Origin of the sequence: Streptomyces sp. NPDC058525, assembly GCF_042719495.1 — a bacterium.
In the GTDB taxonomy this organism is placed as follows: domain Bacteria; phylum Actinomycetota; class Actinomycetes; order Streptomycetales; family Streptomycetaceae; genus Streptomyces.
Genome location: NZ_JBHXNP010000038.1, coordinates 16,135 through 42,571 on the forward strand (window position 1 = coordinate 16,135; position 26,437 = coordinate 42,571).

The 26,437-nt window shown below is 67.7% G+C and carries 23 protein-coding genes and 1 pseudogene; 14 read left to right on the forward strand and 10 right to left on the reverse strand.

Features of this window, described 5'->3' with window-relative positions; translation table 11 throughout:
• Positions 1–22: 22 nt before the first annotated feature.
• Positions 23–511 carry a helix-turn-helix domain-containing protein gene (locus tag ACFWP3_RS19075; RefSeq protein WP_384222297.1) on the reverse strand — a complete coding sequence of 163 codons (489 nt, stop codon included), beginning with the start codon at positions 509–511 and terminating at the stop codon, positions 23–25.
• A gap of 175 nt (positions 512–686) precedes the next feature.
• Entirely contained in the window at positions 687–956 is a 270-nt protein-coding gene (locus ACFWP3_RS19080) for a DUF5372 family protein (protein ID WP_384222300.1), read from the reverse strand.
• 26 nt (positions 957–982) lie between these two features.
• Between ACFWP3_RS19080 and ACFWP3_RS19085 the strand changes: the two genes are divergently transcribed.
• The 3 genes from ACFWP3_RS19085 to ACFWP3_RS19095 are packed head-to-tail and all read left to right on the forward strand — an operon-like array spanning position 983 to position 4,844.
• Positions 983–2,032: a hypothetical protein gene (locus ACFWP3_RS19085; protein ID WP_384222302.1), complete on the forward strand. Its 1,050-nt coding sequence runs from the start codon at positions 983–985 to the stop codon at positions 2,030–2,032.
• Positions 2,029–3,312: a TniB family NTP-binding protein gene (locus tag ACFWP3_RS19090; protein WP_384222305.1), complete on the forward strand. Its 1,284-nt coding sequence runs from the start codon at positions 2,029–2,031 to the stop codon at positions 3,310–3,312. Before ACFWP3_RS19085 ends, ACFWP3_RS19090 begins: the two co-directional genes overlap by 4 nt.
• Positions 3,309–4,844 carry a TniQ family protein gene (locus ACFWP3_RS19095; RefSeq protein WP_384222307.1) on the forward strand — a complete coding sequence of 512 codons (1,536 nt, stop codon included), beginning with the start codon at positions 3,309–3,311 and terminating at the stop codon, positions 4,842–4,844. Before ACFWP3_RS19090 ends, ACFWP3_RS19095 begins: the two co-directional genes overlap by 4 nt.
• Before the next feature lie 10 nt (positions 4,845–4,854).
• Here ACFWP3_RS19095 and ACFWP3_RS19100 read toward each other — a convergent pair whose 3' ends face one another.
• The 3 genes from ACFWP3_RS19100 to ACFWP3_RS19110 all read right to left on the reverse strand — a co-directional run bounded on the left by ACFWP3_RS19100 (position 4,855) and on the right by ACFWP3_RS19110 (position 6,842).
• Positions 4,855–5,424, reverse strand: coding sequence for a hypothetical protein (locus tag ACFWP3_RS19100; RefSeq protein WP_384222310.1), 570 nt, complete (start codon positions 5,422–5,424; stop codon positions 4,855–4,857).
• Between the two features lie 123 nt (positions 5,425–5,547).
• The gene (locus ACFWP3_RS19105; RefSeq protein WP_384222313.1) at positions 5,548–6,198 is read right to left on the reverse strand and encodes an SMI1/KNR4 family protein; all 651 of its coding nucleotides are present in this window, start codon (positions 6,196–6,198) and stop codon (positions 5,548–5,550) included.
• A 191-nt stretch (positions 6,199–6,389) separates the two neighbouring features.
• On the reverse strand, positions 6,390–6,842 hold the full coding sequence (locus ACFWP3_RS19110) for a DUF6228 family protein (protein ID WP_384222315.1): 453 nt from the start codon (positions 6,840–6,842) through the stop codon (positions 6,390–6,392).
• Between the two features lie 565 nt (positions 6,843–7,407).
• Between ACFWP3_RS19110 and ACFWP3_RS19115 the strand changes: the two genes are divergently transcribed.
• The 4 genes from ACFWP3_RS19115 (at position 7,408) to ACFWP3_RS19130 (ending at position 11,410) form a co-directional block, all read left to right on the forward strand.
• Entirely contained in the window at positions 7,408–7,614 is a 207-nt protein-coding gene (locus ACFWP3_RS19115) for a DUF6233 domain-containing protein (protein WP_384222402.1), read from the forward strand.
• Positions 7,615–7,841: 227 nt separating this feature from the next.
• The gene (locus ACFWP3_RS19120; RefSeq protein WP_384222317.1) at positions 7,842–10,349 is read left to right on the forward strand and encodes a DEAD/DEAH box helicase; all 2,508 of its coding nucleotides are present in this window, start codon (positions 7,842–7,844) and stop codon (positions 10,347–10,349) included.
• 262 nt (positions 10,350–10,611) lie between these two features.
• Positions 10,612–10,968: a hypothetical protein gene (locus ACFWP3_RS19125; protein ID WP_384222320.1), complete on the forward strand. Its 357-nt coding sequence runs from the start codon at positions 10,612–10,614 to the stop codon at positions 10,966–10,968.
• A gap of 94 nt (positions 10,969–11,062) precedes the next feature.
• Positions 11,063–11,410 carry a hypothetical protein gene (locus ACFWP3_RS19130; RefSeq protein WP_384222322.1) on the forward strand — a complete coding sequence of 116 codons (348 nt, stop codon included), beginning with the start codon at positions 11,063–11,065 and terminating at the stop codon, positions 11,408–11,410.
• Between the two features lie 14 nt (positions 11,411–11,424).
• Here ACFWP3_RS19130 and ACFWP3_RS19135 read toward each other — a convergent pair whose 3' ends face one another.
• The 4 genes and pseudogenes from ACFWP3_RS19135 to ACFWP3_RS19150 form a co-directional block, all read right to left on the reverse strand.
• On the reverse strand, positions 11,425–12,906 hold the full coding sequence (locus ACFWP3_RS19135; protein ID WP_384222325.1) for a hypothetical protein: 1,482 nt from the start codon (positions 12,904–12,906) through the stop codon (positions 11,425–11,427).
• Between the two features lie 541 nt (positions 12,907–13,447).
• Positions 13,448–14,437: a hypothetical protein gene (locus tag ACFWP3_RS19140; RefSeq protein ID WP_384222327.1), complete on the reverse strand. Its 990-nt coding sequence runs from the start codon at positions 14,435–14,437 to the stop codon at positions 13,448–13,450.
• 387 nt (positions 14,438–14,824) lie between these two features.
• Complete coding sequence (locus tag ACFWP3_RS19145) at positions 14,825–15,427, reverse strand: phosphotransferase (RefSeq protein ID WP_384222330.1); 603 nt, start codon at positions 15,425–15,427, stop codon at positions 14,825–14,827.
• A gap of 645 nt (positions 15,428–16,072) precedes the next feature.
• A pseudogene (locus ACFWP3_RS19150) lies at positions 16,073–16,252 on the reverse strand (pentapeptide repeat-containing protein); the annotation flags it as partial.
• Between ACFWP3_RS19150 and ACFWP3_RS19155 the strand changes: the two are divergent.
• From ACFWP3_RS19155 to ACFWP3_RS19175, 5 genes are all read left to right on the forward strand, one after another.
• Positions 16,206–17,378, forward strand: coding sequence for a hypothetical protein (locus ACFWP3_RS19155; protein WP_384222409.1), 1,173 nt, complete (start codon positions 16,206–16,208; stop codon positions 17,376–17,378). The pseudogene ACFWP3_RS19150 and the gene ACFWP3_RS19155 overlap by 47 nt on opposite strands.
• Positions 17,379–17,510: 132 nt before the next feature.
• On the forward strand, positions 17,511–18,008 hold the full coding sequence (locus tag ACFWP3_RS19160) for a hypothetical protein (protein ID WP_384222332.1): 498 nt from the start codon (positions 17,511–17,513) through the stop codon (positions 18,006–18,008).
• Between the two features lie 269 nt (positions 18,009–18,277).
• Complete coding sequence (locus ACFWP3_RS19165) at positions 18,278–19,687, forward strand: cytochrome P450 (RefSeq protein ID WP_384222403.1); 1,410 nt, start codon at positions 18,278–18,280, stop codon at positions 19,685–19,687.
• Between the two features lie 344 nt (positions 19,688–20,031).
• Positions 20,032–21,153, forward strand: a complete 1,122-nt coding sequence (locus ACFWP3_RS19170; protein WP_384222334.1) for a selina-4(15),7(11)-diene synthase — start codon at positions 20,032–20,034, stop codon at positions 21,151–21,153.
• 21 nt (positions 21,154–21,174) lie between these two features.
• Positions 21,175–22,518, forward strand: coding sequence for a cytochrome P450 (locus tag ACFWP3_RS19175; RefSeq protein ID WP_384222406.1), 1,344 nt, complete (start codon positions 21,175–21,177; stop codon positions 22,516–22,518).
• Positions 22,519–22,631: 113 nt separating this feature from the next.
• Here ACFWP3_RS19175 and ACFWP3_RS19180 read toward each other — a convergent pair whose 3' ends face one another.
• Positions 22,632–23,879, reverse strand: coding sequence for a cytochrome P450 (locus ACFWP3_RS19180; RefSeq protein WP_384222336.1), 1,248 nt, complete (start codon positions 23,877–23,879; stop codon positions 22,632–22,634).
• Between the two features lie 726 nt (positions 23,880–24,605).
• Here ACFWP3_RS19180 and ACFWP3_RS19185 point away from each other — a divergent pair.
• Positions 24,606–25,433 carry a helix-turn-helix domain-containing protein gene (locus ACFWP3_RS19185; RefSeq protein ID WP_384222338.1) on the forward strand — a complete coding sequence of 276 codons (828 nt, stop codon included), beginning with the start codon at positions 24,606–24,608 and terminating at the stop codon, positions 25,431–25,433.
• Between the two features lie 53 nt (positions 25,434–25,486).
• On the forward strand, positions 25,487–26,356 hold the full coding sequence (locus ACFWP3_RS19190; protein ID WP_384222340.1) for an SAM-dependent methyltransferase: 870 nt from the start codon (positions 25,487–25,489) through the stop codon (positions 26,354–26,356).
• Positions 26,357–26,437 lie beyond the last annotated feature (81 nt).

Sequence of the window (26,437 nt, forward strand, 5' to 3'; positions counted from 1 at the left end):
AACACCGGCCTCGGATCCCTGTTCAGGGCCGGGCTATGGGCTCCTGGGGGTCGCGGGCCTCGCGGCGACGGGCCAGGGCGCGTTCGACCGAGCGGGGATGGACCGGGAACCCGAACACCTCCAGCACCCGGGCGGCCAGGTCGCGGGACCGCAGGCCGGGGGCGGCGGCCAGCCAGCCCTCGACCTGGTCCATGACCGGGTCGGTCAGCTTGACCGGGCCCTTGGGGCCGGGCTTGCCCGCGGCCAGGGCGCTCGGCCCGCCAGCGTCCAGAGCGGCGGCGACCTCGTAGAACGCCTGGCGGCAGTAGCCGAACGCGCGGGCCGCCTGCGTGACGGGCACCCCGTCGACCCGTACTCGGCGCACCATCTCGTACTTGACCTGCACCACGTCCCTGGCGTCGCAGAACCGCGAGGCCAGGAACACGGTGTCGGTGACCTTCTCCGGGTGCGGGTTCAGCGACCTGGTCGCCACCAGCGCCGCCACCTTCGGGTCCGCCATCGCTGTCGCCACCAGGTCACCTCCCTGCCGGAATCCTTGTCCTCAGGTTCGCGCCGACGACGGCTCCGGCCAAGGCCGCTCTGGGGGCGCGCGGGAGCAAACCAGCAGGTGAAACGCACTCCCGTCGGCTCGCCCCCACACGCCTCACCACCCGTCGGCACCGCTGGCGGCGTGGATCACACGACGCTCACGGCGCCGATCCGCCGACACCCCGGATCTTGAGGGCGTCCAGCTGGTCCGCGACGGCCAGCAGATCCGCGATCCGGAACGGGCAGCGGCCCGCCGCCATCACCACGAACGGATCGATGGGGTCGATGTCGGTCCACGCCGCAGGCAGCGAGGCCACATCCCCATCCGGGCCGATGAACGAGACCCTGTCCTCGTCCCAGGCCAGACGTCGGTCAACGAACGCGAACTCCCGCCCGAACCACGGGTGGAACCGATGCGTGACCTTCACAAACCCGGGCCGAGAGTCCTGATCGGGTGCAGTTGACGACGTGCGGCAAATTCGCGGTCGAGCGCCAATTCCTCACTATCCAGACCATGCTCTTCGAGCACCTGCTGGGCTTCACCGGCGGCGACGTCGCGGACCGCGGGGCCGACCCCGAGCGCGACGCGCGCCTGACACTCGCGCAGGCCGAACACGTCATCGCGACCTGGATCGTCCAGATCTGGCAGAACCGCAAACTAGGCGAATACGCCCCGAGCTGGGCGCCGGGCGAGGACCATAGCCCCAACACCCTGTTCGCCGCGGCGATGGAACAGGGCGGCTTCGACCTGGATTTTCCCGAACCGAGCTTCTACTACAAGGTCCTGCGCAAGCACCACGTGAAAATCCATCCGCGACGTGGAGTGAAGATCCTCGGGCTCTGGTATCACGACGCGGTCCTCGATGAGCCGCGCTTCGGCCAGCCCTCTTCTCGAGGCGGCAAGCACGCGGGCCAGTGGGTGGTCCGCAGCGACCGCAGGGACCGCCGGCAGGTGTTCTTCCAGGACCCGGCCGACCACGAGACCTGGCACACCCTGCGCTGGCGAGGGCTACCGCCCGAGGGCGAGGTCCCCGCTTTCTCGGACAAGACCGCCGACGCTCTCCTGGCGCGCGTGAAGGCGAACAACATCAGGATCCATACCGAGAGCGAACTCTTGGAACATCTGCTGGAGATCCTCGGCTCGGTCACCCCCGTCGACCAATGGCCCAGCCAGACCAAGAAGAAGGCCGGGAAGAAGCAGCGCGTCGCCCAGGCCCGCGAGATCACTCGCGCACAGGCTGCGGCGGCCGACCGCCCCGCCGCACCGGCCCTCTCAGGCGAGTCAACTCCGGCCGAGATGCCTGTGGCCTGGGCAGAGCACGCCCGCACGATCGACCACGCGGTCGACGCCGACCGCCGCCGGCGACGCGAAGAAGCACTTGCCGGAACCAGGCCCGTCGCTCCGCCGACACTGCACGAGGCCCTGAGTCGGCGGCCCATGTTCCTGCCGCCGCCTCGTGACGGTTCAGAAGCCCACACGAGGGTCCAGGAGGACGACGAATGACCCAAGTCCTCTCCCCCGACGATCCGCTGGAGGGCCTGCCCTCACGAGCCAGAATCGCCGAGTTGATCCTGGGCGGCCAACCGCCCCGCGACACCTACGTCGGCTGGCAGCACTACCGCAGCCACTACGGCCTGCTCGTCCCCGGCCCGGTGATCTCGCTGCAGCGGTGGCCGATGATCCCCGAGAGCCGCAAGGCCGACTACGACCTCTACCGACAGCTGACGAACGCAAACCTCCCGCTGCAGAACACACCCATGCACGGCCAGGTCGGCAAGCTGATCCGGCGCCGGATGCGCGGCAATACGATGAAACAGGACGATCCAACGCGCGCCGGCATCATGATCAGCGGCTGGGGCAACTACGGCAAGACTGCATCTGTCTGCTCAGCCGGGGCCGTCTTCGAGAGCCAGTGGCTGGAACTGCACAGTTACCTCAACCCCGGGGCTCTGCCGGGCGCGCGCGATCTCCACGCGCCGGTCGTCTATGTCTCGACCCCGGTGACAGCGACGCCAAAGAGCCTTTGCGCGTCGATCCTGGGTTTCTTCCGTGCCCCCACCCGAAAGACGGCCACACTGCCGGAACTCGTTCGCCAGGTCTCCGACTCCCTCCACGACCACGGCGTCAAAGCGCTGATCCTGGACGACATCAGCCGACTGCGCATGCACAGAGCCGACGACCAGGACGTCCTCGACCTGATGCGGGCCTTCATGAGCCTGGACGTCACCCTGATCCTGACCGGCGTCAACATCCCCGGCATCGGGCTCCTGCGAGAGGCGAAGTGGAACAAGAAGACCCGGCAATGGGAGATGCCACCACTGGAGTCGACCCGCATCCACGGCCTGGAGATCACACAGACAGAGCACCGCTTCGAGCTCATCGAGATCGACCGCTTCCGCTACACCACACCCCGGCAGATCCAGGCCTTCATCAACCACCTGGAAGGAATCGAGCAGCACATGCGGCTGCTGAACGCAAAGCAGGGCATGCTCACCGGCGGCACCATGCCGGAGTACTTGATGCGTCGCACCGGCGGCGTCGTCGGTCTCTTGGGGCGCCTACTCGAGGACGGAACCCAGGAGGCCATGGAGTCCGGGAAAGAACTGATCGACGAGAGCCTGCTGGACGAGATCGTGCTCCGTCGTGACGAGCCCGAGCAGCCGCCGGACGAGCCCGTGATCCCAATCGACCCACCAGCCGTCGACAAGAAGCCCCGACAGGTGAAAAGGCGACGAAACTCCGTTTTCGACGACCACGGCCCCGCAGCCTCGGACACCGGATGACGAACACACCGCTGCCCAGAAGTTTGGATCCCGCCTCGGGTGAACTGCTGGCGGGCTACCTTCTGCGTCTCGCCCACCGGATCGGCATCCCCCCGCTCGACCTCGCGCATCGGTGCGGACTCACCGCCGGGACGACGTTCCCCACCCGCCACATCATCCGCGTCGACGACACCCGAGCCCAGCAAACCGCCACCGTCTGCAGGCTCGGCCTGCCCGAGGTCCACGCGCTCACACTCGCGACGCAGGCCCCCAGCTATCCCCCTCTGCACCTCGTATACCTGGGGCGACACCAAAGCCATATCGACATGGCCAACGACGGCTGGGTTTTCACCTCCTTCAGCCGCTACTGCCCCGACTGCCTCGCCGACACCGCCGATCTTCCTGGCGGTTCGGTCTGGCAAGGCTCGTGGCGACTCCCGCACACCTTCGTCTGCACACGCCACCACCGCCTTCTCGACTGGCGGTGCCCGGCCTGTCAGGCCCCCGCCTTCTCCAACGGCTATCGCGCCGACGGAAGATGGCGGCCCACCCAACTCATCCCGTCACCGCACAGCCACCTGCACCCGGCGCAATGCCGCTATCGTCCCGGGACCGGGCGGGACCCGGCATGCGCCCACCGGCTCGACCATCCATCCGCCACCGGCGAAGGCCCGACCGAGGCAATGGTGCACGCTCAACACCGGCTGGCCGCGGCCGCCCGCTCCGGGGCTGGCCAGGATGCCGAAAGCCTGGGCCGCCCTACTTCACCCCAGCGGTTCCTCAACGACATCCGTGCCACGACGCTCGCCATCTGCAGCACCTGGCCGGCCACAGCGGAAGTCTTCACCGGTGCTGGACACTTGGATGCGGTCGCCGCTCACGCCGAGACCCTGAACCGAGCACCTGCCGAGCGAGCCGGACCTCAAGGGGACGGCTGGCTGGCTCGCTCCGTTGACCATCCACCTGGCGATCCGTTGCGGGCGGCTGCCCTGATGGCCCTCGTCGTCCAGATCCTCGACGACCCGGGCGGCCAGAAAGTCCTCGCCCACGTTCTGTCTCGGCTTCCCTCCAGCCGTGCCGGATACCGACGATTGAAACGCCTCGCCCCACACTGCTCACCAGGCATGAACGCCGCCATTGGCGAGAGTAGCCACCTGCGCCACGGAACCGGTGTCGGTCCGCCCTCGCTCTTCCCCCAGCCCCCGACCCACCATGGCCTGCTCGACCCGAAGAAGATCCCGCAGATCATGCCGTATGCCTGGGCCTGGCCACTCGACGAACTGGACGCGCCCGCAAGACAACTGCGCCGAGACGCTGCGATCCGCCTCGTCCAGATGGCCCGCGGCGGATCCCGCGCCGCAGCCGCCCGCTACCTCGGCATCAGCCCCGGCGCCCTACAGTCCGCGACCGTCACCATCCGCGCCTGGCAGAAGGTGCCAGGCAACGCGGCCGCGTACCAAGACGCACTTCAACGCATCGCCGAGATCGCCGCCTCCGCAACCGGAATCGAGGCGCCTTCCTCCACGAGGCTCACCACTGCGGACACCGGCTGAGCCGACACCTTCAGTAGCGCACCTCGCGCGCCTCGTACCCCCTGAGTCCCGCTGTAATGAGGGCAGGGACGAGCGCGTGCAGGTACCAGGCAAGGTCGGTGAATTGCGGTGCCGAGGGAACGAGCCGACGTTCAATGCTGGGCACGAAGGAGACATCCGTTCGACCGGGGTGGAACATGAGCATGCCACCCGTCTTCGCCTCCGCGTGGTAGACGTTGAGGGCCACGGTGTACGGCAGGTTGGCTGTCGCGTCGAGCACCGCCAGCGCCTCGTCGATGAGCTCGGGTTTGCTGTCGTACCACTCGTACGAGTCGTCCCCGTCGTTGAGCATGTATGCAACGTGGCCGACCGGTACCACGGCGGACCAACCCGTTGCGATCAGGGCGTCCAGAAGCGCGCGCACGGTGGTCGGTCGCGTGAAGGTGAAGTCAATGTCGGCGTCTCTGGATCCCACGGAACCTCCAAGCAGCTTGAGCGGTTGCGTTTCCGGCTGTACGTCCCCGAACCCGCGTTCTGCGATGAAGACGGCGAGGCCACGCCTATGTCGGCCATGCCGGAGCTGCCGCTCCACCAGCAGCACGTCCGAGTCCCCGACAGCACCTTCACCTCCGCCCGGCCCCTGCAACGATCAGACGGACCCTCTGCAAATGGACCGGTGATCATGCTCGGATCGCCCGATCACTGGCCTAAAGTCCGGGTGACCTCACATGCCTGGAGGGGCCGCGGTCCCGAATTCGGCACGCCAATCCGGCAAGTCCTTGTCCAGCCACTCCTCGACGGTCCGCCGCCACGGGTCGGTAGAGTCGCTGTCGGCGATATCAGCCCACGCGTCCGCCGCCAACTCCGGATCGATGACCAGACTGTCGAGGTAGGCGTCGAAGCCGTCAGCAACCTTGGTGAAGACGCCTTTCGACAGGTATCCGGGCCAAGAGATGCCATGTACGAAGGCGTGAAGCTGACCGTGGGTAGCGGGATTCAGGTCCAGGAACAGGGTGTCGCTACCGCCGTTGCGGGCAATCGGCAGAAGGCCCGTGAGCGAGACTTCATCGGCGAGCCACCCTTCACGACTGCGGCGGTATTCGCCGAGCAACGTGCCCCAGCCGTAGTCTCCATCGCGGTCGCGGCCAAGTTGGTGGAGATCGTCGAAACGCTGCAACGGCTCCGGTTCACAATCCGGCAGGCGGACCGAATAGGTGAGGCTCTTACCGCCCGCGGCCTCCAGGAACGACCGATATGACGCCGGCAGAGGCAACCCAACCTCCTGCTCGAGACGCCCCAGCTCATCGACTTCGAACGACCTGAACGGCCCCACGACCAAACGGCCCCGATACCAGCGCGATATTTCCTCAGACACGGACCGATCATCGCACCCCACGAGGGACCCGAGCACTGACCACTCAGACTGCCCACCAAGATCAACACTCATGTCCACCAAGAACACCGCGAGCCTTCACATACGTGCTCGTACAGAGAGTCGCCCACCAGATGTCGGCCCATCCGTGTTCCCCAGCGTCCAGCTGATGCGGTTCCCCGAGCCGGATGTCACTACTGCTCTCCGGCGAGGAATTGCCGGATGTCGGAAGCCAAGGAAGCCATCTGCTCGCCCGCCTCCAGCCAGGTGGTCACTGATGCGCCCCAGCCGCCCGCGGCCTTCGGCCAGGGGCGCAGGGTCCAGGTTAGTCCGACGTACCCGCCGGAGCGGAAGACGGCCGACACCGCTAAGTCCCGGTCGTCGGTCTGCCAGCTCCGTTCGCCGTCCCATCCTCGGTAGTCGTCGGCGAGCCCTTCCAGGAACGGGGCGAGATCCCTGTCCCAGATCCAGGCGACGACCTCGTTGACACGTGCGGTCAGACCCGGGGCCTCCAGCTCGACGGCATAGTGAACTGAGTCTGCGTCGAAGCTGAACCGGTCGCAGAACGTCACGCCGATGGACGCGCTGTCCTGGCAGCGGATGGTCACGCGGGACCTGACGTCAGTGCCGTCGTCGAAAGAGGTCATGGGCAGAACGCTAGGTCAGGACCACGTTTGCCGTCACTCGGATTCATCGCCGGCGGAGTGATGGCCGATCTTGATACTCGGTCGACGGCCAAGGCACCCACCTGCGGTGATGCGCTCGTCCTCTGAGGTTGCGGTGGCATGATCCGCCAACTATCGCCCTCAAGATCCGCCAACCCGCTTCCTCCGTATGTCGCTGACCTGCACCAGGGTGAGCATGATCCGCCAACAATGGCCCTCGGTCACAGTACGATACTGAGGTGATCTACCGACCCCTGCCCCGGCCCTGCCCTCCCGGCCGCCCACCGCCGGGCCGCACGGAGCCGTCGGCCAGGACGACCGGCACCTCCGCAGGCCGCCTCCAGCCACCCAGGGAGGCGTAGAGCATGTCCGCCGACCGCGACCTCAACTGCTGCTCCCGCCCGACGTCGAGCGCCTGCGGACGCTGGAGCGGTGGTGCCTGGTACTGCTGGAGCTGATCCGCGGCCGCATCGCGGAGATCGAGCGACGGGACCGCGTCACCGAAGCCGCCCGGACGGGACCGATCGTCACCCCGCTCACGTGGAAGCTGGAGTACCCCATCGGCAAAGGGCAGTCGCGCATGCTCCTCCACACCGCGGACTGCCGCCTCGCATCAGGCCGCACGCGGCCCACCACCCAGGAGCAGGCGCTCGACGCCCTCCGCCAGCCCCAGGTCGAAGCCTGCTCGATCTGCCTGCCGCCCGAGAACTCGGCGTCACTGAGCCCTGAGCTGCCCGAGACTCCCGTCATCTGATGTTTCGCCGACGGCCGAGAGAGACGGGACTACGATCACTGCGTCGAGCAGTACGTGCGCGTCGGCCATCCGGCGCCGAGGGGGTCAGCGTGGACGACAGCAAGCAGCCAGTCCGGTTCCGGCAACGGGCGAAGCAGGTGACAGCGCCGCCAACACCGGAGGCACTGTTCGGTACACTCCCGCGGACGACAACCAGCCACGGCGCGCTGTGGTCTCACCAGGCCGACATGCTGCGCGCCTACGTCTCGCCCCAGGTCCTGAACAAGCCGGACGTCGCCCTGGAGCTCCCGACCGGCTCGGGCAAGACGCTGGTCGGACTGCTGCTCGCCGACTGGAGGCGGCGCCACTTCAAGCACCGCTCGGTGTACGCCTGCCCGACCAAGCAGCTCGCCCACCAGGTCTGGACGGCCGCCCGCGCCCAGGGCGTACCCGCCGCCCTGTTCATCGGCGGGCGCTCCCACTTCTCCGACCAGGACCTGGCCCGCTACGAGGGCGCTGACGTGGTGGCCGTCACCGTCTACAGCCACGTGTTCAACACCAACCCGGCCTTCCCCGACGCACAGAGCCTGCTGTTCGACGACGCGCACGCCGCCGAGAACTACGTCGCAGACGCCTGGGCGGTGGAGATCCCTGCCACGGTTGACCAGTTCACCTCGCTGCTGGACGTCTTCGGCGACGACCTCGACCCCCACCTGGTGACCCGGCTGACCGACCGGAACAGCGGCACGGAGGTACGGCTGGTGCCGACGACGGCGGTGGCCAAGCACGCCTCCGACCTGGACAGGGTCCTGTCGACCCTGTCCGGCAACGCCTCGTACCGGTTCAAGATGATCCGCTCGCACCTGCGCGCCTGCCTGTTCTACGTCAGCCCGCAGGGCTGGTACATCCGGCCGATGATCCCCCCGACCTTCGCCCACGACCCATTCACCGGCCCCCAGCAGCGGATCTACCTCTCAGCGACCCTCGGTGAAGGCGGTGAACTGGAGCGGGCCTTCGGCCGGCTGAAGATCAGCAGGATTCCGGCGCCCCCTGAGTGGGAGAACATCGGCAGCGGCCGCCGCTTCTTCGTCTTCCCTGACCTGGCCGAATCGACCGAGGACCCCTTCGGCCCCGCCGGTCTGCACGCCGCTGACGCCGATCAGCCGGCTCCCGCCGAGTCGCCCGCCGCCCCCGAGACCAAGGGCGGCCTGGTGGGCCGGCTGATCGGCCTGCGTGGCAAGAGCGTGGTGCTGACGCCTGACAGGAAATCGGCCACCATGATCGCCGACACCCTGGGTGCTCCCCCCACCGAGCGGTTCCAGCCCGGGGACACCGTGGACGGGCTCCAGCCGTTCAAGGACGCCGACCGCGGCATGCTGCTCGCCCCGAGCCGATTCGACGGCATGGACCTCCCCGACGAGTCGTGCAGCGTCATCCTGATGCACGGCCTCCCCAACGCCCTCCACCTCCAAGACCAGTTCCTCCAGACCCGGCTGCGCGCTGGCCGTGTCGCGCTGGAGCGGGTCCGCACCCGCATCATCCAGGGCGCTGGCCGCTGCACCCGCGGACCGCGTGACTTCGCCCTGGTCATCGTCACCGGGCGCGAACTCCAGCGCTTCCTCTCCCGCCTCGACGTCCGGGAAGGCCTCCCTCCCGAGCTCCAGGCCGAAATCGCCTTCGGCCGTGACAACAGCCAGGTCACCCCGTCGGAACTCGTCGCCCTGGCGCACAGCGCCCTGAACCGCGACCAGATCTGGCAGGAGGACGCCGAACCGGACATCGTCGAGCGCCGCTCCGAGTGCACCAAACAGGACCCCGCCTACGTGGACAAGCTGGCCGACAGCGCCGAGCACGAGGTCAAGGCCTGGCAAGCCGCCTGGCTGGAGGACTGGGATGCCGCCTCCCAGAGCGCGGTACAGGCCCTCAACCTCCTGACCGGCGAAGAACTGCGCCCCTACCAAGCGATGTGGGCCTACCTCGGCTCCGCGTGGGCCCGACTGGCCACCGGTGCGCCCGCGGCGCCCGCGCGCGCCGAGCAACTGCTGGGACGAGCCCGAAAGGCCGCCATCGGTACCACGTGGCTGCGGGAGATCGAGGGCCACGCGGACGCCGAGCCCGAGCTCGGCGTCCTGGACAGCGAGGCCGTGGCCGCCGTCGCCCAGGCCTACCGGTCGTCACCGAAGCTGAGGACGGCCGCCAAGTTCGATGCTTTCGCCAACGAGATGCTGGCCAACCTCGGCAACCAGAAGTCGACCAAGTACGAGCAGGGCCTCGCCTCCCTTGGGGAACTGCTGGGGGCTCGCTCGTTCAAGCCGACGGGCCAGGGCCGCGAGGACGCGGCGTGGCTGTGGCCCTCCTGTTGGCTGACCGTCGAGGCCAAGAGCGAGCAGAAGTCCGAGGGCGGGATCAGCCTGAACGACATCCGGCAGACCAACAGCCATCTGCGGCAGCTTGCAGCGGACCAGCATGTCGATGAGCCGCCGACCGACAGCATCAGCGTCATCGCCTCACCGAAGGGCATCGTCTCCGACCTGGCGGTCCCCGCCGCAGAAACACACCTCTATCTCGTCTCTCCGGAGACGATCCTCGCGCTCGCCGTGCGGGCGACACAGGCCTGGACCCAGATCCGCGGCGCCGCACCAGCCGGGGTCGAGGGGGAGGATCTGCTCGCCGTGGTCGCGCAGGCCCTGCGCACCAGCCTGGTGCTGCCTTCTTACGTGAAGGAGGCGGTGACCGCAGACCCCGTCCGCCCGTAAGGGCTCGGTCTCGCGCGCTCCGGCGGCCTGAAGTATCGAGACGGCAACGCCCGGCCCTTCACGAGGGTCGGGCATTCTCGTTCCGACGGGGCGGGGGCCCGCCTCGAACTGACGGGCTTACCCGGCGCGCTGCCCCCGCCTTGCCCAGGCCGCAGCCGGCGGGCGAAACATCTGCGTCAGCATCCCGTGACTGGCGCGCGACGCGGCCGGTTGACGCCCAGAGGACCACGCGTTGTCGGTGGCGGCGGCCACCATGGTGGGTATGGACGACGTCGTCGTCTGGGCGGCGTCCACGGACGGCGTTGCCCGGCTCTGTGAGGACATCCGGGCCCAGCTGGCGGCGTGGGCACCCCGGCTTCTCGGCGTGCACGTACGCGACCGGCCGCACGGCCCGCGCGAGGTCGCGCTGCTCTTGGAAGCCGTTGCTGATGCTGCCGACTGCACCGGTTTGTCAGGCGACGCCGACACCGCCCGCCACGAGCTCCGCGAGGCCTCCGTCCAGGCCACCGTGGCCGTTGGCGCGTCCACCGGTGCGGATGTGAGGGCCGAGTTGGTCGGGGTTCGGGCAGGATGCCGACGGGCGGCAGTGGCGGCCGGGGTGCGGATTCCGGTGAAATGACCGAGGTCTCGAATCTGCTCGTCAGCAGGATCGCCCCGGGGGATCCCCGTGCACCACAGCCCCGCCCACTCCTTACGCGCGGAAGCGGCCTTCCGTGCCCGTCTTGCCGAAGCTGGCGCGCAGTTCCTCGAACCGGCCCTGGCTCGGCAACTCCACCCCTCACCGTGTCCGCTGCCCGGCCGGTCACCTGTGCACCCCACGCCCGTCCAACATCCAGCAGGGGCAGGGCCTGTGCCGAACCAGCGCGCGCAAGGACCCGGCCGCCTCGTCGGCCGCCTTCCTGGAACACTTATCGAACGCCGGCGCAGTTCTCCTCGAGTCCGGCTGGCTCGGTGTCCACGCCCCGCACCTCATTCGCTGCGCCACCGGACACGTCAGCCTGCGGCGGCCGTCGGCCCTGCGCCGCAGCGGGCGGGTCCGCCGACTGTGCCCCCGAGGCTGATGTCCAGGGGCCGGTTAAGCACCGAGGACACGCCGCCAGGGCTGGTTGTAGGCACCGCCGCACGATCGGCACCACGCTCTGTACAGCGCTGATACGGGGCCGAACTGTGCGCTGGGCATGGCCAGGTACTCCCGCTCCTCGATGCGTGCGGTCAGCCGCGGATCGCCGCATCCGCACACACCTGCTGGCCCGGGCGCGACAACAGGCGCGGAGCGGGCACGCGCATGTGCCTCGTCGGGCGCTGCCACCTGAAGCTGGCCAACCTGTTCCAGACCCTGGTGGAGCGCGATGACAGTGAGAGCGGCCTGCAGGTTGACTGTCGCCGCCAGACGGACCCGCCTGTCCGAGGCATCAGCCGACAGCGCCCGGCCGCCTCGTGCCGTGTGACGGCACACCTGTTCCGCCACCGGCTGGCTGAACGGCCCGAGCTGGCCGACATGTCCAGACGCCCGCTCGCACAGCGGCGCCATATCCCCTGCCCAGCGCGGAGGTTCCTTGCGCACCGGCAGGCCGTGCGCACTGAGCCACTCCCAGACCAGGGCCACAGTCTGCTGGTACTGGACCCTACTCATCACCTCAACCGCCAGCAGCGGCCGGATCCTCCGCTCCAGGCGCTTCAGCTGACGCCGTTCACCGCGGATCTCCGACTCGACACGCCTGCGCACGGCCGCGGCCTCTCCCTTGATGAGAGCCCGCCCCTGCGCGATCAGCCCGTCCAGATCCGCGGAGCGGATGCCATCCTCGTACAGCCCCAACCTGGACAACGGAAACCCGTCGGTCACGGTCACCGTGTCGCCCGGGCACGGAGGCCAGTGGGGCGCGTAAGAAGCGAGAGAGCCCTCCCACCATGTGCCGGTCCTCGTGTGCCCGCCGCCCATGAACGCCGCGAGCTTCGCAAAGTCTCCGGCCTCGGTGATCATCAGGTGCAGCTGCCATACCTGGGCGTGTCCCTTGGCCCAGAGCACGTGTGCCGGCGCCAGGTCCGGGTGCAGCAGTAGCACTGGCGTGATCCCTGCGGTCGCGTGGTCGGAGAGCCATTGCTGCCACTCGCGGTCGGTTCGCTCATAGCAGTGCGGCTCCAGAGCGAGGCGCGCGCCGCTGGTGAGGGTGACCAGGACATCGCTGCGTCTGGTCCTGTCGGCGGTGGGTATCTCCAGCGCTGCCTCGGCAACGTTCGGCAGCGTCCTTGCCCACTGGGCGGCGAGGAGCTTGGCGTGCAGGTGCCACACCGACTCCGGGGAGTGCCCGCTCTCGGGCCCGCTGCCGGGCGGGTGCGCCCAATGCCGCCGCACTTGCCCGCCGATCTTGCCCTTGTGGACCAGCGGGACTCTCAGCTGCTCGGGGATGTCGTAGCCGTAGGCGCACAGCAGGCAGATGATCTGCTGGGTGCCGCTGTAGGCCCGTGTGGTCCAGTAGTCGGGTTCCTGATCGGTGATCCGCACGATGGCGTTGGTGCCGCTGTCGTAGGCAAGGAGAAGACCTTCATGGCGCCGCATGGACGCGCCCGCCTCCTTCACGGGGAGCTGGGGCCGGGTTCAGCCACGGTCAGCTCGTCGGCTTGGGCACCGTTGGCGGAGCTGCCTTGGGAGGAGCGGTTCGGGGCTGGGTGTGTGATCACGGTTCTGGCTCCACACGGATCGGCGGCGAGGGGCCATCCCATCTACGCGCGGCCGTAGCCTCCGCGGGACTGCGAGGCGGCGGAGGTCCCGCCTGGCGGGAGAACCCGTCGCGCAACCCCCAAAGGTCTCCCGCCCTGCGGAACGGGTGCAAGGGGTCCGGCGGACCGCGGTTCCGCCGCGCGGTCGGCGCGCGAGCTACTCCTTGACGACGCGGCGGTCCTCGCCGCGCACAACCGGATGGTTGAAGCCGGCTCGTAACCTCGAGTCGGACGACTGCGGCAGTGACGTCGTCCATAACACGCCCGGTCGCCCTGGGCGGTCGCCAGGTCCATAGGGGTGCGGCGCAGGTCCTCGATGGCGCCGACCTGCCCGCACCCATGCGACCTGCGCGGTGCACCAGCTTGTCAGCCAGCAGGACCTACAGCGGGGTCGGTAGGTCGTCGACCGCCAGGTCACCTCTTATGCGAAGAACACGCGGCCGGTGCCGGAAGCGACCGTACTCACGGGGGCGGAGCTGATCCGCCTCGATCTCCACCACGACGTCAGCCACCACCGGGAGATACCGGACGGGATCCGCGCCGGGCAGGCCCCCGACCGTTCCGGGCAGCTGCGTCTCCGCTTCGCCCGTCGGGTGCAACTGCGCGACGAGATCCCGGCGCACGCTCTGGGCAAGGGGGAGGCTGACCCCGACCGCGCGCAGGCGCCCGCCGATGCCAGGGAGCCCGAGGACCAGACACTGCGTACCGGGAGTGCGGCCGCTGACTCCGAGGACGACGGCCTCACTCGTGTGCATTCGACGCCACTTCTCCCACCCCGAGGCATGGCCAGCCGCGTAGGCGCGGTCGGGCTTCATCACTACGCCTTCAACTGCGAGCGGGCCGCCGACCCAGGCGAGGGCCGCATCTACGTCCCTGGTGACCGGCACGGGTCGGATCGATGGCGGCCCGTCCTCCAGGAGGTCCAGCAACTGCGCGCGTCGCTCGCGGTAGGAGCGCGGGCGGAGATCGGTGTCGCCAATGGCCAGGGCGTCGAACAGCGCGAGGTGGACGGAGAAGTCGGCGCCTGGGCGAGGGCCACGGGAGGAACGTGTCTGGAGGCGGGTGAAGTCGACTTCACCGGTCTTCAAGACCGCGACGAGCTCGCCGTCCAGGACACAGTCGGGAAGTTCACGTGTAGCCCGAGCGATATCGCTGAAGCGGTCTGTGAGGTCCGTGCCGTGCCGGCTCCACAGACGCCCGGCGCCAGCATGGACCTGACAGCGCCACCCGTCCAGTTTCGGCTCCATGACGTGATTCGGCGAGCTGCGCACGTGATCGACTGGCTTGCACAGGGCCAGGGGGAGCGGCAGAGTGAGGGGTGTCATAGCCAACTCGTTCCCCGGCGCGAACGGGACGGTGGCGGCGCGCATCTGTGTTCCCTCGCGCGGCCGTACGGCTGGTCAGGCTGTCCATTCCCGTGAGAGAGACATACCTGCCCAGCACCCTCAGCGGCAATCAGCGCCACCACCGCCACCAGCGGGGACCAGGGGACGGCGTGGCGTCGGCAGGCGCGGGCACGTGCAGGGCTGCGGTTCGGTCGGGCGGCAGGCCGATCTTGTGCGCATGGACGCAGGCCGGCTTCCCGTCGAGGGCGTACCGGTGTCCGTCGCGTGGATCGAATGGAGCCTCGCGGCATGGCCGGTCGTACACGACGAATCCATTGCGCGGGCAGTGTAGGGCGGGTCAGATTCCGCACAGCCGGTGGTCCGAATCGGGATCGGTATGGGGTGGTGGGGGACCGTGCATGCCGCTCACTATCAGACGCCGCCGCGGAACACCGCGTACCGATTCGCCGCGTCACGCAGGGAGTTCGACCAGCTACCGGGGTTGTTCTTCGCGATCTCGGTCCACAGCCGGGCATTGGCCCGCGCGAACGCGGTCAGCGCGTCGGGGGGTACAGTGAGCCATGACGGTATCCGCGACGCCCACTGTTCGGCCTCAGCGGGGTGCTGGCGGCCGGTGGCGATTAACCAGATGCACCCCAGGGCCGGATCAAGCCAGGGGGCAGCGGTGGTGCTCCAGGCCCAGTCGACCAGCACGGCCTTGCGACCTGGCGTGATGATCACGTTCTCCGGGTTGAAGTCCGTGTGCGCGAGTTGCCCGCCGGCCAGGGCAGCACGGTGGGCGGGTTCGGGGATGTAGGCCGCCCACCGGTCCTCGGCGCGCTTCAAATTGACCGCGGGCGCAGGGATCTCGGCGAGCACGGTGAGCGCGTCGGCCAGCAGCGGCAGGTCGGGTGAGCCCGCCGTGTAGTCCGCGTGACGCCCATCGTCGACGAAGTCGAAACCGAGGAGGTCCCAACCATCGGATTCCAGGCGCCACAGAAGGGCTGGGGAGAGTGACCTGGTGTGCGGGGCCACGGCTGCTTCACGGGCTTGAGTCCAAGCCCGGGGATGGTCGTCGCGCAGACCCTTCACAAAGACGGATCCGCTCTCGGATCCAGCCGGACGGCGATCTCGCTGTTGAAGCCGCCCGCGACGGTGTCGGCCCGCCGGATCGGGCCGGTTCTCGCCTCGATCCCTGCCTGGAGGGGCTGCGGAAGATCAGTCCAGTGAAGGCGGGCAGTCGCCATGGGATCAGCATTGCAGACCTGCGGGGACAGGAAGGGCCGAGTAGGGAGCCGACAGCAGGATCTCCGAGGCGGGGCGCAGGGGTGCGGCCCCCGTCGCGGCCTCTGGTGGCCAGGACCACACCCCCACCGTCGAACGTACCTCCACTGCGGACGGCCACGTACAGGGGTGGGCCACTTCGGCAGCCCGAGCGGGATCTCGGGTTGGCATAAGGGGTGTTGCCGGACACTCAGGATGAGCACGGCGGCGACGTCCAGGATGCGTACGAAGAGGCTGGTTCCGTTCGCTCTCCGGGGTGAGGCTTCGTCTTCATGCTGTCGGCGTCGTGTGCATGCTGTCGCGGTCGGGTCATCTGGGCATGAGGGCCCTCGGGGATCGCCGGTTCGAACGAGTAGCCGTTGTGTGTTCGACTCGCTGAACACCTGCCAGGGGTGGTCAGCGTTTGATGCGTCCGCGTACGGCAAGGGCAGCCAGGGCAAGGAGGGTGGGTTCGAGGAGGCGGGAGGTCATTTCGATGTAGGTGCCGGCGGTGGTCAGGTCCTGTCCGCTGGAGCGGAACACCACCGAGTTGAGCGTGATACTCAGGGCCTTGCCGAACCGCTTGCTAGTGAACCTCCTCACCACCGAAACCGCTCAGCAGGTCGTGACCGGCCGCCCGTACACCAGCCTCGACGACCTCGCCCGCCGCACCCGCCTTCTGGCCAGTGCCTACGAGGCCCTCGCAACCGCCAGCGCCCTCACCGGCTTCGGCATCGACCTCCGCGAAGCCCTGTGGAGCGCCGGTGCCCTCGCTCAGCATGCGCTGTCGGGCTCGCGGGGTAGATCGTTGCGGACGGCCGGCCGCAAACCCTTGTACGATCGAAACTCCACCCCCCGCCCGGATCACAGTCAGACGATGCCAGACAAGACGACCGGGACGCCCTCCGTGCCCCACGCAGAGACTCAAGCGCCCGCCGCAGCCCTCGCCTCGGCACGAGCACGGAAGATGGCCGAGACCCCGGGAGACGCTCGGTGTGCCTTATGCGCCGACTCCTACCCAGCTCGGCACCTCCTCGCGCCTACCGACTGCGACGCGTTGAAGGTATGCCCGGCCTGCGTCTTCGAAGAAGAACTCTTCGCACCGGTGGAGTCTGCCGAGCTGGCCTTCGGAATTGACCGCCTTCTTGTTGAGGACCTGTCGGCCCCAGCCGCCTGGACAGCAGTGGCAGCGCTACTGGCGTGCGCGGGGGGTGAGGCCTTCGCCGCCCGCTTGGGAGACGTTGATGCCTCCCGCCCTCCCTCCGCGGGCTGGGTAGATCCCGGACAGTTCTGGATCTGGCTGCCGCTGCACTCGCGGCCGGCCGCACTCGCGGAGCTCGGTCCCGGAGCCAGCCTCCACGCGGTGGTCCAGGCGGTCGAAAGAGCTCACCCCGACCTGCGCGAGACATACGCCACCCGACTGGCGGCAGATCTGGAATCGGGCGCTCCCTTCGGTGTGGCCTCCGACGATGAGTACTTCGTCGAGGAAATTTGGGTGTCGGTGATCGCTTATGCCGTCACGTTCGTGACCCAGAGGCTAGAGCGCCCAGGGCACCGCGTGCCCTGGCGTGGCGTGCCCGAGTGTTTCGAACCGGGAACCCTGAGAGACCATCTCGAAGAGATCGGCAGTCGGCTTTCCTCCAACCATCTCGGCGTCTGTTTCACGCTGGGGCTCGGCTTCCAGGTCGTAGCAGAAGCCCTCGGCTGGGAGGTTGAGCACTGACAGGCCACGGAGCCGAGCCGCGACCTCGTCTCATCGGAGCAGGTACCGGAATGTAATCTGACCGAACAGATCACGCGTGCCTCGGGCCGCGTTGACGCAGGCCCCCCAACTCCGAGGTAGGAGGTCCTCCCGATGGAACTCGGCTGGTACGACCGCACCAAGATTCAGTCCGTCGTGCAGGACATGGTGGGCTGCAACGATAGGCGTGTCGCAGAGCTGTTTCATCGGACCGTCGTCTCCCGATGGGGGAGCCTGGGCGCGGACCACGTACTGTTCCTGCTGGCTGAGGACATTGTCGAGAACGCTGGGAGCAATGCCCGAAACGCCTTCGCAAGGGTGACGGCCGACACCGCCTTCACGCCAGCCCAGTTTGAAGCTATGCGCGAGCGAATCATTTCGCCGACCCAAAGGCGAGCGTCTGGCACCTCCCGCGGCGACGTCGTCTTTGAGCTGGTGGCCGCGTTTCTTAACGCGGTGCAACGCGTTGACGCTGAAGGGCAGGCCCGGGTTCTGTCGCAGCTGCGGCGAGGAGAGCCTGGCGACCATGATGCTGCGCGCGACATCCTCCTAGAGCTGGCTGCCTTGCATTCCCCCGCTGCTCAGACACCTCCTTCACCTCCAGCTGCCTGACATGCGACGGGAAGTGACGGTCAGGCCGCTGGCGGCGGGCCCTCACTGTCCCGACGCAGCGGGGAGGCGGAGAAGCGGCGCTGATGTCACAACTCTCCAGCGTGGTAGCACAGTTACGAGCCGCGTCTCAAACCATCCCCCTGTCTGGCTGATTTTTTCCAGAGATATGCTGCGTGCGGCTCAGGGGCATATACGACCGCCGGACCATCTGGCTGCGTTCTAGCGCCCCTTTTCTTGTTGACCACGGCTTCGGAGGCCTTGTGACTACCATGCGCCCAGAACACCCCAGCGACGGTGCCCGACTCGTGCCGCCCCCGGGCTGTCCTGCACATGGCCAGGGCGCTTCAGGCATACACCGCCTTTATGGACCCGAGGCGGAGAAGAACCCGGCGGCGCTCTACGAGCGGCTTCGCGAGCAGCACGGCCCTGTGGCGCCAGTGCTGCTGCACGGGGACCTTCCTGCGTGGCTGGTGCTGGGGCACCGTGAGAACCTCGACGTGATGCGCACCTCCTCGCTCTACTCCCGCGACTCGCGCCGATGGAACATGTTCCTGGAAGGGCGAGTCGCCCCTGACTCTCCGCTAGGCCCGACACTCGCGTGGCAGCCGCTCTGCGTGTTTGCTGACGGGGCAGAGCACGCGCGACTGCGTGGCGCAGTCACCGACAGCCTGGAAAAGTTCGACCGACGCGGGGTTCGCCGCTACGTGGTTCGCCACACAAAGCAGCTGGTGGCTGAGTTCGCCGCATCCGGCGAGGCCGACCTGATACCGCAGTACGCCGAACAGCTCCCCATGCTCGTGATGACACAGCTCCTCGGAATGCCTGAGGAGAACGGCCCTCGCCTTGTGAGCGCGTGCCTGGACCTGATGAAGGGCACCGAGACCGCGCTCGCCAGCAACGACTTCCTTGTCGACACGCTGCGCGACCTGGTCAAGCGCAAGAAGGCCGCACCAGGCCGAGACCTCGCCAGCTGGCTGATAAGTCACGAGTCCGGTCTGACTGACGACGAGGTCATGGAGCACCTGCGGCTCGTTCTGGTCGCCTCGAACGAGACCACGGTCAACCTGATCGCCAACACCCTCCGGATGGTGCTGACCGACCCCCGATTCCGCGCGAACTTGGCCGGCGGCCACATGACGCTGGCTGACGCACTGGAGCAGGTTCTGTGGGACGCGCCGCCCCTCTCCGTCGTACCCGGCCGCTGGGCCACGGGCGACACGACCCTCGGCGGCCAGGAGATCAAGAAGGGCGACATGCTGCTACTCGGTGTGGCGGCCGGCAACGTTGACAAGGAGGTTCGCCCCAACCTCTCCGCCCCGGTTCACGGGAATCGGTCCCATCTGGCATTCAGCAGCGGCCCTCACGAATGCCCTGGCCAGGACGTCGGCCGGGCAATCGCGGCTGAGGCGATCGACACCCTCCTGACGGAGCTGCCCGGTCTGGCGCTCCGGGTCCCTGAGGAAGAGCTCAGCTCAAGCACCTCCTGGGTCTCTCAGCGTGTCGACACGCTGCCCGTCACGTTCCAGGCCCGGCGCGCACCAGCATCCGAAAGCGCTGCCGCACAGTCCCAGGTCCGGCCGCCCGTCGCTGCCACAGCCACCCCCGACGGGTCGCCTGTCGCGGGCGGACAGCAGCCCGTGCGTCGCTCCTGGTGGAAGTCCCTGCTTCCGTGGCGCTAGCCGTCCCATCGCCCTCGGACATGTGAGGGCCAGCGGGTCCTCTCCTGATCAGCAGACGGCTGCAGGAGAGGACCCGTCGCTGTCTCCGCTTACCCCGGAATGAACTGTCCGGCCGGGGCCGGGCCTTGAGTCTCGCTGCACGTGGGAGGCTCGCCGCATCGTCGTGCGGCCCCCGCCGCGGCGTACCACGGAAAGGCCCTATTGGATGGGCCGATTCCGGTGGGTAGCATGCGCCGGGATGTTGATCACTCTTGCAAGGCGTGGTGCGGTGCCTCAGGCACACTCCACGCCGCCTTTGTGTGGGCCAGGGGTGTTTCGGTTGGACGGCTGAGAGGTGCTCAAGAGTGAGGCAAGGACCCGAGCTCATAGTTCCGCCAACGTATGCCCCCATTCCGCCGGCCATCCATCCGCGTCACGCGGCTATCGACGCCCAGACCGTCGACTGGGCTCAGGCTTTCGGGATCGGCTCCGAGGAACTGCGGGGCAGGCTCGTCATGCACGACATCGGCACGTTCTCGGCCCGGATCCTGCCCGCAGGCCACGAAGAGGTCGTCGCCCTGCTCTCCGACTTCGTCTTCTGGCTTTTCGGAGTGGACGACGGATTCTGCGAAGAAGGCTCACTGGGGCGAAGACCGGGAGAGTTGACCGCTGTCCTGCACCGGCTGCTGCGGGTGGCACAGAACCCGGAAGCTCCGATGCTGCTCGATGACCCCCTCGCCCGCGGCCTGCGCGACCTTAGGCGCCGGGTCTCGCGGTACGGCACGGCGGGACAGGCAACGCGCTGGGTCGACAGCTTGAGGGAATACTTCTTCTCCGTGGTGTGGGAGGCATCCCACCGAAGCGAGGGCACCGTTCCCTCGCTCAGCGACTACACGCTGATGCGTCTCTACGACGGTGCGACCACGGTGGTGCTCCCCCTGCTGGAAATGGGGCACGGCTACGAACTGCAGCCGTACGAGCGAGACCAGCCAGCTGTGCGGGCTGCCGCCGAGATGGCCTCATTCATCATCACCTGGGACAACGACATCGTCTCCCACCACAAGGAGAGCCGGGCAACCGGCTATTACCTCAACGTCCTACGCGTACTGGAACGCGAGTACAGGATCAGCCCCGACGGTGCCCTGACCGTGGCGATCGCACAGCGGGATCGGGTGATGTGCGCCTTCATGAGACTGTGGGATGCATTGCTGGACGGGGCGAGCCCGCAGCTTCGGCAGTACCTGCAGAGCCTTGCCTCGTTCATTCGCGGATCCCAGGACTGGGGCATTTCCTCACTGCGCTACACCACCCCCGAGGATCCGGCCTGCCTGCCCACATACTTCGTGGACTCGCCGAGTGACGACAGCCCTGAGCCTCTGGACATCCCCGCCATCTCGTGGTGGTGGGATCTGCTGCCCGCCGACCCGCACCCGAGCGTGCACCGCCTCACCCCGATGCGCCCCCTGTTCGCGCATACCTCGGCGTAGAAGAAAGGATTCGGCGTGTCACTGCCGTTGAAGGCTGTCCCGCGCGCACCTGGAGGGATGCCGCTGCTGGGGCACGCCTGGAAGCTGGGGCGCCAGCCATTGGAGTTCCTGCGGTCGCTGCGGAACGTGGGTGATCTGGTCCGGGTAGACCTTGGCACGTTGCCGGTCTATGTCGTTACCAGCGCCGACCTTGTCCGCAATGTCACGGTCACGCAGGCTCGCGCCTTCGAGAAGGGCCGCCTGTACGACCGGGTAAGGACCCTGGTGGGCAACGGTCTGGCGACGGCCGGTGGCGAAGTCCACCGCAGGCACCGCAGGCTGATTCAGCCGAACTTTCACCACTCTCGCATCGTCGGCTACGCGGACACGATGAGCCGCCGCGCGCTCGCACTTGCTGACTCCTGGGACCACGGCCAGCGCATCGCCGTAGAGCAGGTGATGGGGGAACTCGCCATCGAGATCGTCGCCGAGACGATGTTCGCCAGCGACATCGGCCGGCCGGCTGTGGAAGCGGTACGCAGGGACCTGCCTGTAATCCTGAAGAACATGCTGCTTCGGGCGGCCTCGCCCAAGCTGCTGGACCGGCTGCCCATTCCTCCCAACAGGGCCTTCGACGCAGCCGCGCAGAGCATGCGTCAGGTCATCGACGACGTCATCGCGAGTACCCGCCGGGCCGGGCAGCCTGACCAGGCAGACCTGCTGTCCGTGCTGCTGGCCGCGCGGGACGCCGATACGGGTGAGGCGCTGACCGACGACGAGGTGCGGGACGAGCTCGTCACGATCCTTTTCGCCGGCACCGAAACCACAGCGTCCACGCTGTCCTGGGCCTTTCACGAGATCGCCAGCCACCCCGAGGTCGAGAAGCAGCTCATGGCCGAGGTCGACGAGGTCGTCGGAGCCCGTCCCGTGACCATGGAGGACGTCCCTCGCCTGGCCGGAATCCGGCGGGTGCTGGACGAGGTGATCCGCCTTCACGGGGTCACGCTGCTGATGCGGCGGACGACCGAGCCGGTAGAGCTCGGCGGATTCACCATTCCCCCCGGAACCGAGGTCGCGTTCAGTCTGTACGCGCTGCATCGCGATCCGGCGCTGTACGAGAATCCCGGCCGGTTCGACCCGGACCGCTGGCTGCCCGAGCGGCGCGCAGACCTGCCTCGCGACGCGTTCGTGCCCTTCGGTTCTGGAAACCGGCGATGCATCGGAGACGCTTTCGCCTGGACGGAGGCCACGATCGTCCTGGCGACAGTTCTGGCCCGTTGGCAGTTGCGGCCCGTACCGGGGCACACCCCTCGGGAAGCGGCCTCCGCCATGGCTCATCCGGACCATGTGCCGATGGAAGTCGTCTCCCGCTGCCGAACCTGCTGACCTTCCCGGTCAAAGCCCAAGGCCACGGCGCTTGATCGTACACAGTGCTCGGGGGCTGTCCAGTGGATGACCACTGGACAGCCCCGAAGGCCGTGCTGGTCCGCAACGTAGTCCTACGCGGTGGGGGAACCGCCGTGGCGGCCGTTGAGGTGGACCGGCAGGTTGCCGATGCCCTGAAGTGCGATGGACTGCAGCGGCGCAATGTCGGTATCGGCCAGTGCCAGGTCCGGGAACCGCCCGAACAGGGTGGACAGGGCCACTTCAGCCTCGGCCCGGGCGAGAGCCGTACCGGGGCAGTGATGGGCGCCGTGGCCGAAAGCCAGGTGCGGCGACTGGGCCCGCGTGATGTCGAAGCTGTCCATTGACGCCTCCCCGGCCGGGCACTTGCCCGGGTCCCGGCCGGCGGCGGCCAGGGCGACGACCACGGGGTCCCCCTTGGGGATCACGACGCCCGCGATAGTGGTGTCCTCGACGGCGTAGCGCATGAGGGCGTACCGCACTGGGCCCGCGTACCGCAGACCCTCCTCGACGGCCCTGGACCAGGGGTAGGTGCCGTCCCGGAGGAGGGCGAGCTGGCCGGGGTTTTCGAGCAGGGCCTTCACGGTGGAGGCGATCAGGTTGACTGTGGTCTCGTGGCCGGCGCTGATGACCAGGCGCAGATTGTCCACCAGCTCCTGTTCATCGAGCCGGTCATCGTTGTCGCGGGCCTGGATCAGAGCGGTGCCCAGGTCGGTTCCCGGGTTCGCACGCTTGAACCTGATGAGCTCGCGGAGGACGACCTGAATGCTCTCCTCCGCGGCGACCGCTTCCTCGGGGGTGCTGACCATCAGCAGCCGGTCGAAGGGCTGGCGCAGGCGCGCGGAGCTGTTGTCGTCGACGCCCATGTACTCGCAGATGACTCGCATCGGGAGCGGGTAGGCGAAGCGCTCGCGCAGGTCGACGATCTCACCGGCGCCGGTGGCAGCCAGGTCTGCAACGAGCCGCTCGGCTACCCCGACGATCTTCGGCTGCAGAGCTTCGATGCGCTCGCCGGTAAAGGCGGGAGCCACCAGTTTGCGTATCCGGCGGTGGTCGTCACCGTCGGAGTGCAGCATCCCCGTGCCGCGGACGAGTCCCAAGAAGGGCCAGTCCTTGGGGATCTCCCCTTCCATCCAGGCCCGCCAGTGGGTCATGGCCTTCCCCAGTTGCGGGTGGCTGAGGGCGGTCCTGGCGGACTCGTAGTCGGTGGTGACCCAGGCGGCTACACCGCCGGGCAGCTCGATGGGCACCAGGGGGCCCCGCTTGCGTAGCTCGGCCGATTCGGCGTCCAGGTCGAGCGTGTGGGGGTCGAGCGGGAACAGCTGGGCGTCCTTGAAGCTCATAAGTAACTCCTGAGGTGGGACGGCCATCGGGCCGTCAGTTTGTGTTCTCAAACCGGTGGTCGTGTCACCTGGGTACACCTGGACGCTGTGGGTGAGGTCGCGGTGCCTGTTGGGGCTAGGGATTGCAGCCGCGGCGGTCGGCCGGGGGCGGCGTCGTGAAGATGGGTTCGGGAAGCCAGGGCATATCCACATCCCCGGTGATGGGGGCTCTGACGGGGGTGAACAGCACGGGAAGAGATTCGGGGTACTTCGCGATGGGATCCGGCCGCCAGAGCAGCTCCTGTGCCGGCACCCGCAGGTATACATCCCGAAGCCCGGAAACGATCCGCTCCGTGGCGGTCTCGGCGAGGAGCTGGGCAAGACCCCGCATCGTGGGCGGCAGTGGCGAGGGGTCACTTCCCCGGCAGGGGTGCGGGGCGATGGCCTGGCGTGCCCTCGGGCGTAGTTGACACGGCGATGGCTCCATTCGGATCAGGTGGTGTGGGCAGCGCGGACTTGAGTGTGCAACTCCCCTTGAGTGACAGACACATGGGCGGATTTGAGCCATCTCCGTCGTGCGCAGTGGCTGAAGATCAACTATCTACGCTGGCGAGTGCGATCGGCAAGTATCGCGATGCGATTCGCATTCTGGCATTCGCAGTTCCTCCTGTGGCAGACTGCGGCCTTAAGTGATCAAAGGGGGGAGGGACTGTGGCAGGAGCTAGGCAAGCCACGGCAGCGCAGATCGTGCTCGCCAACAAGCTGAAGGCCAGGCGCGAGCGGGCAGGCGTCGGGTTCAAGCAGGCCGCCGAGGCGCTCGGCATGCACGACACTGCGATCCGGCGCATGGAAAACTTCGAGGTCGCTCTCAAGCCGATTCTGGTGAAGGAACTCCTCACCCTCTACGGCGTTCCCCACGCCGAGATCGCAGTGTTCCTTGACGAGGTGGCGGCAGCAAACCGACCGGGATGGTGGACTGCCTTCCGCGATGTACTGCCCCAGTCGTTCGCACTCTTCGTAAGCCTTGAAGGGGCAGCGAGCCTGCTCAGGTTGTATGAGCCGCAGTCGGTTCCGGATTTGCTCCAGACCGAGGACTACGCCCGGGCGCTGCTGCGTGCCCGATACGGCGAGGCGTCCAACGAGGAGATCGAGCGTCGGGTCGCCTTGACCATCGAGCGGCAAGAGCACTACCTGGCTGCCAAACCCGGACCCGCCACGTTGTGGACGATCCTGGACGAGACAGCCCTTCGCCGCTCAGTTGGTGGGCCGGCCATCATGGGCCCCCAGATCGAGCACCTCATCCAGTCCGCGAAGCTGCCCCATATCCAGCTGCAGATCATGCCGCACGAAGCTGGGCCGTATCCGGGCATGGGCGAGCCCTTCCAGCTCTTCCGCTTTGTAGCCCCGGAGCTGCCTGATGTGGTGCACCGCGCCAACCTCGACGGCGACGAATACCTCTACCAGGGAACGAGCGCCTACCTGGCAGGTTTGGACCGGATGAGCGTCCTTGCTGCGGCCCTGCGGGACACCCCCGACTTCCTACGTCATATCGGTACGACCGTGTGGGCCTTATGAGCAGTCGGGTTCGAGCTTAGGACTGAGAGTAGACGAGGGGCGGAGTAAGGCATATGAACAGGGATAATCGCGGTTCTTCCGCGCACGGTAATGATGCGAGGCCTCAGCACCCCTCTGGGGTGTACCAAGCTCTCCTCGGCGGGAAGACCAAGTACCCCGCCGACGAGGAGGTGGCCAACGGCATCATTGAGACGTACAGGCAAGCCGGCTTGGACGCCCGTGCTTCAACGTGGGCGGCTCGTCACTTCATGCATCGCAGCACCTGGTGGCTCGCCGCCGAGCGCGGAGTCGAGCAGTTCCTGGACGTCGGCTGCGGTACCCCCATCGAGCCCAACCTGCCGCAAATCGCCCAGCATGCACAGCCTGGCGCGAGAGTACTCTCGGTCGACAACGATCCGATCGCCCTGCGCTACTGCGAGGCACGTCTTCACGGCTCACCACAGGAGCAGACCGCCTACGTGTACGGCGACCTGACCCAACCTGATTCGATCCTCGGCGCGCCGGAGTTCCGGAAACTGCTGGACCTCTCGCAACCTGTCGGCCTGTGCCTCAACAACATGCTCTGCTTCGTCCCCGACAGTGCCAACCCGCACGAGAAGGTTGCCGAGCTGATCGATGCGCTCTGCCCCGGCAGCTATGTCACACTCACCCATCCGACGGCCGACTTCCAGGACATGGGTGATATCGAACGCACATACAACGCGAACTCCGACGATGGAATTCTTCGACTCCGCGGTCGTGACGACATTCTTCGGTTCGTGGACGGTCTGGAATTGGTCGAGCCGGGACTGACGCTATGTCACCGATGGCGACCTGACGTAATGGTGCCGAATCTGGGTGACGGATCCATGCCGGTGGTCGACTCTTCCCGGATTTCTGACGTCGAGGATTCGAAGTACGCCCTTGTAGCCATGAAGCCGTGATCCCCCACCGGGGGAAATCGTCAAAAGAGTCGACCCGCGCTCCCGGCCGCCCTCGTTCGGAGGCTGCTCGCCGCGTAATCC

What these genes read in the sequence shown, in the direction of transcription:
- ACFWP3_RS19090 (WP_384222305.1), top strand. Translation starts at nt 2,029, where the DNA reads ATGACCCAAGTCCTCTCCCCCGACGATCCGCTGGAGGGCCTGCCCTCA.
- ACFWP3_RS19095 (WP_384222307.1), top strand. Translation starts at nt 3,309, where the DNA reads ATGACGAACACACCGCTGCCCAGAAGTTTGGATCCCGCCTCGGGTGAA.
- ACFWP3_RS19110 (WP_384222315.1), bottom strand. Translation starts at nt 6,842, where the DNA reads ATGACCTCTTTCGACGACGGCACTGACGTCAGGTCCCGCGTGACCATC.
- ACFWP3_RS19120 (WP_384222317.1), top strand. Translation starts at nt 7,842, where the DNA reads ATGCTGCGCGCCTACGTCTCGCCCCAGGTCCTGAACAAGCCGGACGTC.
- ACFWP3_RS19125 (WP_384222320.1), top strand. Translation starts at nt 10,612, where the DNA reads ATGGACGACGTCGTCGTCTGGGCGGCGTCCACGGACGGCGTTGCCCGG.
- ACFWP3_RS19135 (WP_384222325.1), bottom strand. Translation starts at nt 12,906, where the DNA reads ATGCGGCGCCATGAAGGTCTTCTCCTTGCCTACGACAGCGGCACCAAC.
- ACFWP3_RS19140 (WP_384222327.1), bottom strand. Translation starts at nt 14,437, where the DNA reads ATGCGCGCCGCCACCGTCCCGTTCGCGCCGGGGAACGAGTTGGCTATG.
- ACFWP3_RS19160 (WP_384222332.1), top strand. Translation starts at nt 17,511, where the DNA reads ATGGAACTCGGCTGGTACGACCGCACCAAGATTCAGTCCGTCGTGCAG.
- ACFWP3_RS19165 (WP_384222403.1), top strand. Translation starts at nt 18,278, where the DNA reads ATGCGCCCAGAACACCCCAGCGACGGTGCCCGACTCGTGCCGCCCCCG.
- ACFWP3_RS19180 (WP_384222336.1), bottom strand. Translation starts at nt 23,879, where the DNA reads ATGAGCTTCAAGGACGCCCAGCTGTTCCCGCTCGACCCCCACACGCTC.
- ACFWP3_RS19190 (WP_384222340.1), top strand. Translation starts at nt 25,487, where the DNA reads ATGAACAGGGATAATCGCGGTTCTTCCGCGCACGGTAATGATGCGAGG.